Annotated in this window: 7 protein-coding genes; 1 reads left to right on the forward strand and 6 read right to left on the reverse strand. The window is 68.2% G+C overall.

The genetic code is table 11. The annotated features are described in order from the left end of the window. On the forward strand, nt 1-1,131 hold a 1,131-nt coding region (locus J0F76_RS18700), incomplete at its 5' end, for a thiamine pyrophosphate-dependent enzyme (protein ID WP_207471813.1). A 76-nt stretch (nt 1,132-1,207) separates the two neighbouring features. On the opposite strand, the gene J0F76_RS18705 is transcribed toward J0F76_RS18700, so the two are convergent. The 6 genes from J0F76_RS18705 to J0F76_RS18730 all read right to left on the reverse strand — a co-directional run. Next, nucleotides 1,208-4,324 carry an efflux RND transporter permease subunit gene (locus J0F76_RS18705; RefSeq protein ID WP_207471815.1) on the reverse strand — a complete coding sequence of 1,039 codons (3,117 nt, stop codon included), beginning with the start codon at nt 4,322-4,324 and terminating at the stop codon, nt 1,208-1,210. 9 nt (nt 4,325-4,333) lie between these two features. After that, nucleotides 4,334-5,518: an efflux RND transporter periplasmic adaptor subunit gene (locus J0F76_RS18710; RefSeq protein WP_207471816.1), complete on the reverse strand. Its 1,185-nt coding sequence runs from the start codon at nt 5,516-5,518 to the stop codon at nt 4,334-4,336. A 25-nt stretch (nt 5,519-5,543) separates the two neighbouring features. Beyond that, on the reverse strand, nt 5,544-6,131 hold the full coding sequence (locus J0F76_RS18715) for a TetR/AcrR family transcriptional regulator (protein WP_341351625.1): 588 nt from the start codon (nt 6,129-6,131) through the stop codon (nt 5,544-5,546). Nucleotides 6,132-6,582: 451 nt separating this feature from the next. After that, a complete protein-coding gene (locus J0F76_RS18720; RefSeq protein ID WP_207471818.1) occupies nt 6,583-8,628 on the reverse strand; it encodes a calcium-binding protein in 2,046 nt (681 codons plus the stop codon). A gap of 429 nt (nt 8,629-9,057) precedes the next feature. After that, a complete protein-coding gene (nadC, locus tag J0F76_RS18725) occupies nt 9,058-9,915 on the reverse strand; it encodes a carboxylating nicotinate-nucleotide diphosphorylase (protein ID WP_207471821.1) in 858 nt (285 codons plus the stop codon). Further along, the coding region (locus J0F76_RS18730) for an FAD-binding protein (protein ID WP_207471823.1) at nt 9,912-10,679 on the reverse strand (768 nt) is incomplete at its 5' end. The genes J0F76_RS18730 and nadC, both read right to left, overlap by 4 nt.

Consider the following 10,679-nt stretch of genomic DNA (forward strand, 5'->3'; position numbering starts at 1 on the left):
GGTCCCGCCCGCGTGGCCGAGCCCGCGCCCGCGCCGGATGCGGTGGCCGAGGCCCGGGCGATGCTGTCGGCCGCCGCCCGCCCGCTGATCCTGATCGGCGGCTGCAACTGGTCGGCTGCGGGAAAAAAGGCGCTGCAAGCCTTTGCCGAGGCCAGCGACATCCCCGTGGTCGCGGCCTTCCGCTATCAGGACCAGTTCGACAACTTCTCTCCCGTCTATGCCGGCGAGGCGGGCGTCGGGATGCCTGCCCATGTCAAGGCGCTGGTGCGCGACGCCGACGTGATCCTGGCGATCAATGTCCGCTTCGGCGAGATGACGACCGACGGCTATACGCTGCTGTCGGTCCCGGTGCCCGCGCAAAGGCTGGTCCACGTCCATGCCTCGGACCGCGAGATCGGCAAGATCTACCAGCCGACGCTGGGCATCCAGGCCGGGCCGAACGAATTTGCCGCCGCGTTGTCGCCAGTCAAGGGTGGATGGACCGCTTGGCGCGCGGAGGCTCGCGCAGGCTGGGAAGCAGGCTTCGATGCGCCCGTGCAGCCCTCGCCCGTGGACATGGTGATCGCCACCGCGCATCTGCGCGAGGCGCTGCCCCCGGACGCGATCCTGACCAACGGCGCGGGCAACTTCACCGTCTGGCCCAACAAGTTCTACAAGTTCGGTCCCCGGGCGCGGCTGCTGGCGCCGCAATCAGGCGCGATGGGCTACGGCCTGCCCGCCGCCATCGCCGCCAAGCTGGCCCATCCCGGCCGCACGGTGGTCTGCTTCGCGGGCGACGGCGATTTCCAGATGACCTGCCAGGAGCTTGCGACATCCGTGCAGGCGGGGGCGCAGCCGATCATTCTGCTGCTGAACAACGGCATCTACGGCACCATCCGCGCGCACCAGGAACGCCAGTATCCCGCGCGCGTGTCCGGCACGACCATGGTCAACCCTGACTTCGTGATGCTGGCCCGTGCCTACGGCTACCACGCTGAACGGGTCGGGGCGACCGAGGATTTCCCGGCCGCCTTTGCCCGCGCGCTGGCATCGGGCAGCGGCGCTTTGCTGGATCTGGACATCTCGCCCGAGGCGCTGACCCCGCGCCAGACCCTGACACAGATGCGCGACGCCGCATCAGGCCGGGGGTGAGCCCTGGGGGCGACAGGCTGCCGGGCCTGTCGCATGGCGGGCGGGACCGACGGACCCCGCCCGCAGGATGACGGCGTCAGGCCCGGACGGTGGCGGCCCCGGCGCCTTTCCGGCGCGTCCGGCTGAACAGGCCCAGCACGAAGACGAAGAACACCGGCACGAAGAACACCGCCAGGATCGTGGCCGAGATCATGCCGCCGATCACGCCCGTGCCGATCGCGTTCTGCGACGCGGCCGAGGCGCCCGTGGCGATGGCCAGCGGCACCACCCCCAGGGTGAAGGCCAGCGACGTCATCAGGATCGGCCGGAAGCGAAGCTTGGCCGCCTGCACCGCGGCGTCGATCAGGCTCATGCCGTCCTCGCGCAGATCCTTGGCGAACTCCACGATCAGGATCGCGTTCTTGGCCGACAGCCCGATGATCGCGATCAGGCCGACCTTGAAGTAGACGTCGTTGGGCATGTCGCGCAGCATCACGGCGGCGATGCAGCCGATCACCCCCAACGGCACGACCAGCATCACGGACAGCGGGATCGACCAGCTTTCGTAAAGCCCCGACAGCAGCAGGAACACGAACAGGATCGACATCGCGAACAGGATCGTCGAAGTGTTGCCCGAACTGATCTCCTCCAGCGTCTGGCCGGTCCATTCATAGGCGAAGCCTTCGGGCAGTTCGGCCGCCAGCCGCTCCATCTCGGCCACGGCCGCGCCCGATGAGAAGCCGGGCAAGGCGTTCCCGGCGATCCGCACCGAGGGATAGCCGTTGTAGCCGACCACCTGGCTTGGACCCTGGTTCCATTCCACCGTCGCGAAGGACGAGAAAGGCACCATGCCGCCGTTCGAGTTCCGCACGGTCAGGTTAAGGATGTCCTCGGCCTGCATCCGGCTTTCCTCCTGCGCCTGCACGATCACGCGCTGCATCCGGCCTTCGTTCGGAAAGTCGTTGACATAGGCCGACCCGAGGTTCGCCGACAGCGTCTGGTTGATGTCGGCGAAGGCCACGCCGAAGGTCTGCGCCTTGTCGCGGTCGATCAGGACCGAAACCTGGGCCGCCGCCGGCATCCCTTCGACCCGCAGGCCGGTGACGACGCCGCCCGCCCCCGCCTCGGCGATCAGCTGCTGGGCGGCCGCGTTCAGCGCCTGCTGGCCGTTGCCGCCGCGATCCTGCAGGCGGAAGCTGAACCCGCCCGAGGTGCCGAAGCCGGGGATCGGCGGCGGCGACAGCGAATAGATCTGCGCGTCCTTGGTCCCGAACAGGGCCATGTTGGCGTCATTGGCGATCTGGGTCGCGGTCTGGTCGCGTTCGGACCAGTCGGTGAAGGTGATGAAGGCAAGGCCCGCGTTCGGCCCCTGACCCGAGAACGAGAAGCCGCGGATGCCCACCACGTTCTCGACTGCGGGGTTCTGGCCGTAATGGTTCTCGATCACCTGGATGGCAGCGTCGGTGCGCTGCGAACTGGCCGTGGGCGGCGTCTGGATGTCCGCGATGATGAAGCCCTGGTCCTCGTCCGGCAGGAAGCCCGTCGGCAGCGAGGTGAAGCCAAGGCCCGTCAGCGCGACGATGCCCAGATAGACCAGCATCACCAGCCCCGTCCGCCGCGTCAGCATCGACACGCCCCGGCCATAGCGTTCGGTGGCCGCGTCGAACTTGCGGTTGAACCAGCCGAAGAAGCCCTTCTTCTCGTGATGGCCCTTGATGGGCTTCAGGAACGTCGCACACAGCGCGGGAGTCAGCGTCAGCGCCAGAAAGGCCGAGAACAGGATCGAGGTCACCATCGTCAGCGCGAACTGGCGATAGATGATCCCCGTCGATCCGGGGAAGAAGGCCATGGGGATGAACACCGCCGCCAGCACCAGCGTGATGCCGATGATCGCGCCCGAGATCTCTCCCATGGCCTTTTGCGTGGCCTCCTTGGGGGGCAGCCCTTCGTGGGCCATGATGCGCTCGACGTTCTCGATGACGACGATGGCGTCATCCACGAGGATGCCGATGGCCAGGACCATGGCGAACATGGTCAGCACGTTGATGGAAAAACCCGCAACCAGCATCACCCCGATGGTCCCCGCCAGCGCGATGGGCACCACGATGGTCGGGATGATCGTGTAGCGGAAGTTCTGCAGGAACAGGAACATCACTATGAAGACCAGCACCACGGCCTCGATCAGGGTGTGGATCACCTTCTCGATGGATTTTTCCACGAAGGGCGCGGTGTCGTAGGGGATCGAATACTCGATGCCCTCGGGGAAGAAGCCCGACAGTTCCTCCATGGTGGCCTGCACCGCCTCCGAGGTGGCAAGCGCGTTGCCGGTCGAGGAGAGCTGGATGCCCACCGCCGCCGTCGGCTGGCCGTTCAGCCGCGAGGCGAAGGTATAGGTGTCCGCCCCCACCTCGATCCGCGCCACGTCGCGCAGCCGCACGGTCGATCCGTCGGGGTTGGCGCGCAGCACGATGTCGCCGAACTGTTGCGGTTCGGTCAACTGGCCGCGCACCAGAACGGTCGCGGTCAGTTGCTGGTTGACCGGGTTGGGGTCGGCGCCGATCTGGCCCGCCGCCACCTGGGCGTTCTGGGCGCGGATGGCGGCCGACACGTCGGCGGGCGACAGATTCAGGCCGGTCAGCTTGTCGGGATCGATCCAGATCCGCAACGCCTCCTCGGACGCGAAGACCTGCGCGCGGCCCACCCCGTCGATGCGGCGGATTTCGCCCACGACGTTGCGGTTGATGTAGTCGCCAAGCGCCACGTCATCCATCGACCCGTCGGTCGAGGTCAGCGACACCATCATCAGGAAGCCCGCGCCCGCTTCCTCGACCGTGACGCCCTGGTCCACGACCGTCTGCGGCAGCACGGGTTCGACCCGGCTGACGGCGTTCTGGATATCGACCTGCGCGGTGCCCACGTCCGTGCCCGGCGCGAAGGTCGCCGTGATCGAGATCGCCCCCGACACGTCCGAGGTGGATTCGAAATACTGGATGCCCTGGATGCCGTTCAGCTCCTCCTCGATCGGCTGGGCGACGGACTGGTACATCTCGGTCGGCGAGGCGCCGGTATAGACGGTCGAGATCTGGATCTGCGGCGGCGCGACCTGCGGGTATTGGGCGATCGGCATCTGCGGCAGGGCGATCAGCCCCGCGATGACGATGAAGATCGAGATCACCCAGGCCAGGACCGGGCGAAGAATGAAGAACTGTGCCATGCTTCGGTCTCAGCCCTTGGTGTTGGCGGCCTGCGCGGCGGGCGCGGCGGGTGGTCCTGCGGCCGCCTGCGGCTGCGCGTCCACGGGTTCGGGAACGACCTTGGCGTCGGGGTAAAGCTTCTGCGCCCCTGCCACGACCACGCGGTCGCCCGGCTGCAACCCGTCCTCGACCAGCCAGCCGCTGTCCGAGGTCTGGCCCAGCGTCAGGTCGCGGCGCTCGACGGTATCCTCGCCCTTCATGACATAGACGAAGGCCTGGCCGTTCGTGTCGCGCTGCACCGCCATCTGCGGGATGGACAGCGCGTTCTCGCGGATGGCCTGTTCCAGCCGCGCCCGGACGTAAAGGCCGGGCAGCAGCATTCCGTCGGGGTTCGGGAACTCGGCCCGCAGGGTGATCTGCCCGGTCGAACTGTCCACGCTGGCTTCCGAGAACAGAAGCTTGCCGGGGTGCGGGTATTCCGACCCGTCGTCGAAGAACAACTGGACCCGCGCTTCATCGGGCGCGGTCATCATCAGCTCGCCCGCCGCCCGCGCGCGCTGCAGCGCGAACAGTTGCGAGGACGATTGCGTGACGTCCACATAGACGGGGTCTAGCTGCTGGATGGTTGCAAGGATGTCGGTCTGGGCCGTCACCAGCGCGCCTTCGGTCACCAGGGCGCGTCCCACGACCCCGTCGATGGGCGCGGTCACATCGGTATAGCCCAGGTTCAGTTGCGCTTCCTGCAGCGATGCCTGGGCAATGGCCACGTCCGCATCGGCCTGTGCCAGCGTGGTTTCGGCATTCTCAAGCTCGACCCCCGCCGTGACGCGGCGCTCGCGCAGCGCCTCGGTCCGGGCAAGCTGGTCCTGGGCGTTCCGCCGGGTCGCCTCGGCCCGCGCCAGGGTGGCCTCGGCGCTGGCGACGCGGACCTGATAAGGGGCCGGGTCGATCTTGTAGAGGATGTCGCCCGCCTTCACCTCGGACCCCTGGGTGAAGATCCGCTCGACGACGATGCCGCCGACGCGGGGCCGGACCTCGGCCGTGCGGGTCGCGGCGACACGGCCGGGCAGTTCGTTCACCACGGGCAGGGGTTGCGGGGTCATGGTCAGCACGCTGACCGGCGTCGGCGGCATGTCCTGGGCAACTGCCTGCGAGGCCGGCGGCAGGGCCAGCACCGCGGCAAGAAGCCCGGACAGGACTTGTGATCTGTGCATGGATCGGTCTTTCGAAAGAAGGGGTTCAGGTTTTGGAAGGAGCAGAGGTCGCGGGGGACGATCCCGCATCGGTTTCAAGCGCGTCCATGAGGCCGTCCAGAAGCTCCTGGCGGGTGATCTCGTCGAAGCGGTGAAGGCCGAAGCACTCCAGGAAGAACAGGCCGTGGACGGCCAGCAGCAGTTGCAGCATCCGGCCTCGGTCCTGGGCATCCGCCGCGACCCGGCGCGCATCCTCGGCCAGGGCCTCGCGCATCAACTCGCGGCATTCGGCGTTCTCGCCCATGCTGGCGCTGATCAGCATGGTCATGGCGACGTCATCGTCCGATGGCGCCTCCCGGCCCATGTCGATCATCGCGCGCAGCCAGGCGTTCGGCTGTCCGGCATGAGCCTGCAGCGCCTCGTCGAAGCGGTCGCGATATTGGCAAAGCTGGTGGCGGGTGAACGCCGTCAGCAGCCCCGCCTTGCTTCCGCAATCATAGACGACGCTGGATTTGCTGATGCCGACTTCCCTGGCGACGGCATCGATGCTGAGACCGCTCACCCCCTCGCGCCGGGCCACGCTTTCCACGGCTTCCATGAGGGCGTCCCGGTCGATGGTACGTTTTCGTCCCACATCCACCTCTGAGTTTATTCGAACGTTCGTTTATAAATCCCGCGCGCGTCGGTCAAGGGGCGATCGACACCCTTGCCCCGGTGCGGGCTTCTTCAAAGATTGGCCCTGGGGCATGTCTTTGCTTCCGGCGGCAGCGCCGATGGCCGCAAGCACAAGCTCGAAAGGCTTGGAGGCGGGCAGCGCACGCGAAAACAAGGGGCGCGCCCACCAAACAAGCGGGCGCGCGGCCAGGGAAGCCTCTCTGCGAAGGACCTTCCGGCAAACTGGGCAAGATCGGTCGCAGATTGCCGTTTCCCATCGGCATGGATTCAGGTCGTGTCGGGATAAGCGTGCCGATCCCTGTGGCGCGCATGGCGCCTTCTCGCGTGGTGCCGTGCGGCCCTTGGCGGAACACCTGCCTGTTCCGCCGTCCGGACGTCGCACCCCGACAGTTGCTGCCCTCGATCCGCCCTTACAGCATGAAATCGGCCGCCGTCAGCGCCGAGACGTTGTTCAGCAGGATCTGGAAGTCCGCGACCCCGTCGCCGTTGACGTCGCCCTGAACCAGGGCATTGGCACCCTGGCGGACATACCAGACGGAATGAGCCGCTGCCGTCGTGCCACGGAAGGCGAAGGCCTGGTTGCCCGCCGCGCCGAAATTTGCGTCGATCTGGGTCAGGTCCATGTCGTCCACGCCGCGGGCGAAGTCCGCGATCCTGTCGCGCGCCAGCCCCGGCCTGCTGTCGGCCACGGCCGAGAAGATGAACACGTCCGCCTCGCCGCCGCCCCGCAGCAGGTCGGCGCCGGCTCCGCCGGTCAGGCGGTCGAAGCCCGCGTCTCCTTCAAGATAGTCGTTGCCGAACCCACCCAGAAGACTGTCCGCGCCCCCGCCGCCCCGCAGGATGTCATTGCCGGAATCGCCCTGCAGCAGGTCCGAACCGTTTCCGCCCCCGATGGTGTCCTGGCCGGCTGCTCCCAGCAGGGTGTCGTTCCCGGACCCGCCCAGCAGCGTGTTGTTGCCGCCGTTGCCCTGAAGACGGTTGTTCAGCGCATTGCCGACGCCGGTAGAGCCCGCCTGCCCAAGCAGCGTCAGGTTCTCGACATGGGCGGCCAGGGTCCAGGACGCCCCGGTCCGCACGGTGTCGATGCCCTGCCCGGCAAATTCGCGCACCGTGTCCCCGGCCTGGACGAAATAGGTGTCGTTGCCGCCCCCTCCCGTCAGGACGTTTCGTGCGGCATTCCCCGTCATCACGTTCGCCAGGGCATTGCCGGTCCCGTTGACCGCCGCCCCTCCGGTCAGGACCAGGTTCTCGACATGGGCGCCCAGCGTGACCGAGATGCCGGTGCGGATCGTGTCCGTCCCCTGGCCCGCCAGCTCGCGCACCGTGTCGCCGGCGCCGATGACATAGGTGTCGTTGCCTCTGCCGCCGGTCAGGATGTTGCGGGCGGCATTGCCGGTCAGCAGGTTCGCCAGCCCGTTTCCGGTGCCGTTGATCGCGCCTGCCCCGATCAGGGTCAGGTTCTCGATATTGGCGCCAAGGACATGCGAGGCAGCCGAGTTGACGGTGTCGATACCCCCGCCCGCGCCTTCGACAAGGATGTCCCCGGCATCCACAAGGTAGAGATCGTTGCCCAGCCCGCCCAGCAGGCGATCCGCGCCAAGGCCGCCGTTCAGGGTGTCGTTGCCCGTCCCGCCCGCAAGGATGTCGTTCCCGGCCTGGCCGGACAGGCTGTCATTCCCCCCGAACCCTTCGATCCGGTCGGCAAAGGCGGTGCCCGCAAGGATATCGTTGCCGCCGGTCCCCCGGATGGTTCCGTCCAGGATCGTGGCCGTGCCGGTCACGGTCGGGGTCAGCGAGGATATCTGCGACGGATAGGGCGGGGTGATGCGGAGGTAGAACTGCTCGGTTCCCTCAAGCGCGAGGTCGTCGTTCACCCGCATCGAAATCTCGATCCGCGTCTGGTTGGGCGCGAAGGTGACCTGTCCCGCGCGGGCGACGAAGTCGCTGCCCGCCTTCGCCGTGCCGCCGAGGGTCTGGAAGTTGAGCGTGATGGCATCATTGGACGGGGACGACAGTTCGACCGCGAAGACGGCAAAGCGGCCGCCGGGCCCCTCGCGCAACTCGGCGGACGACACCGAGATGCTCCGGTTCAGCCCGGCGCCGTCGTCGTCGAGGACCCATCCGGTGGCGACAAGGGTGGCGTTGCCCGGCCCGAAGGTCGCGCCCACCGGGTCCGAGAGTTCGACGAAGAAGTTCTCGTCGATCTCGTCCAGGGTGTCGTGCCCGACATAGACGGTGAAGGTCTGGACGGTCTCGCCGATGCCGAAGGTCAGCGTGCCCGACAGCGAGGCCGAACCGTAGTCCGAGAAATCCACGTCGCGCTCGGCGGTGCCAGAATAGGCCTGGTAGTCCACGCTCACGGCATCGGTGGCGGGTTCGGACAGTTCGACGGTGAAGAGGACATAGCCGTATTCGGTCGCGCGGGCGCCTCTGACGGAAATGACGGGTTCGGGCATGGCTTCCTCCAACTATTGACACAGACAAAGGGAACAGCAGGCAGCGGTGCACGACACCGGCTCCGGTCTTTGGGATGATAAGCAGGCCGTGGGCACCGAGTCAGGCTAATTCCAGCGCCCATGCCCTCCGATCGCCATGGGGAAAGGCGCTCCTTGGAACACCGGAAAAGGCCAGCGCCTTGATTCAACGACAGGTCGCCGGTCCGTTTTCTGCCGAATGTGGCCCTTCACCTATTTTTGGGCGAGAACCGCGCCCCAGTTTTCACGGGCGCCTTTCCGCCCGGAGGAGAAGGACATGCATCGCGATCCGGGATATTTCGAATCAGGATGGGTAGTCCCGCTGGCAGAAAGACATGACTCCCCGGCTTGGCACGGCCGCCTTCCGCAGGGGGCTTGCCTGACGGGGGCACGCCGGGCGCGGCGCGCTCCTCAGAAGTCCATGCCCAGGTCCAGCACGGGCACCGAATGGGTCAGCGCGCCGACCGAGATGTAGTCCACGCCGGTCGCCGCCACCTCGGCGATGCGCGACAGGCGCATGTTGCCCGAGGCTTCCAGAACCACGCGTCCCCGTGCCATGGCGACGGCCTGGCGCAGCGTGTCCGTGTCCATGTTGTCCAGCAGCACCACATGGGCGCCGCCTTCCTCCAGCACCTCGGCAAGCTGGTCCAGGCGGTCCACCTCGATCTCGACCCGCATCATGTGCGAGGCGCGGGCCTTGACCGCCTGCAGGACAGGGCGGATGCCGCCGCCCGCCGCGATGTGGTTGTCCTTGATCAGGATCGCGTCCGACAGCGAGACGCGGTGGTTGAAGCCGCCGCCATGCAGCACCGCCTGCTTTTCCACCAGGCGCAGGCCGGGCGTGGTCTTGCGCGTGCAGGTGATGCGGGTGGCGGTGCCCCGCGTCTCGGCCACGAAGGCGGCGGTCAGGGTGGCGATGCCCGACAGGCGGCCCGCGAAATTCAGGGCCACCCGCTCGGCCGAGAGGATGGCGGCGGCACAGCCCTCGATCCGCGCCAGCGTGTCGCCGGGGGCGAAGGGGGTGCCGTCGGGGATCAGCACCTCCAGGCGCAGGTCCGGGTCGATCAGCCGGAAGGCCAGCGCGGCCAGTCCCATGCCCGACGCGGTGCCGCCCTCGCGCGCGCGGATGGCACCGCGGGTCCGCGTGCCCGCCGGGATCACCGTGCAGGTGGTGATGTCACCATGGCTGCCCAGATCCTCGAACAGGGCGGCGCGGACCAGGGGTTCCAGGATCAGGTCGGGCAGGGGCGGATACGGGGGCGGGGTCATAGGGGCTCCTTTTCGGGGGCGGGACGCAGGGCCAAAGCCTCTGCCAAGGTCATGCGGCTGCGGCGGCCCGTGGGCAGGGTGTCGGGGTAATCCGTCCGGCAATGCGCGCCGCGGCTTTCGCGCCGTGCAAGCGCTGCCGCGCAGATCAGCGTGGCCGTTGCCGTCATGTTGGCCAGTTGCGGGCTGCCGGGCTGCGCCGCCCCGACGGCCGCGATGGCGTGCAGCGCGTCCGTCAACCCCTGGGCATCCCGCAGCACGCCCGCGCCTGCGGTCATCGCCTGGCGCAGGCGCGCGACCAAGGCGGGATCGGGCAGGGGCGCGGGGGCGGGGTCCGGCAGCGCGACGGAGGCGGCGGGCGGGCCATTCCGGCCGATCGATAGGGCCGCGCGGCGGGCAAAGACCAGCGCCTCCAGCAGCCCGTTCGAGGCCAGGCGGTTCGCGCCGTGCAACCCGGTCGAGGCCGCCTCGCCGCAGGCCCAGAGGCCGGGCAGGCTGCTGCGGCCATCCTGGTCCGTGGCGATGCCGCCCATATGGTAATGCGCCGCCGCGGCGACCGGGATCGGCTGGCGGGCGGGGTCGATCCCGGCCCGCGCGCAGGCTGCCGCCACCGCCGGAAAGTCCGCCATGATGCCCGCGCCAAGCGCGCGGCAGTCCAGCGCCGGGCGGCGGCCCGCCTGGGTTTCGGCAAAGACGCCGCGCGCCACGACGTCGCGCGGGGCCAGGTCCGCGTCCGGGTGCAGCGCCGCCATGAAGCGGGTGCCGTC

It is taken from the genome of Paracoccus fontiphilus, from assembly GCF_017356265.1.
Taxonomy (GTDB): domain Bacteria; phylum Pseudomonadota; class Alphaproteobacteria; order Rhodobacterales; family Rhodobacteraceae; genus Paracoccus; species Paracoccus fontiphilus.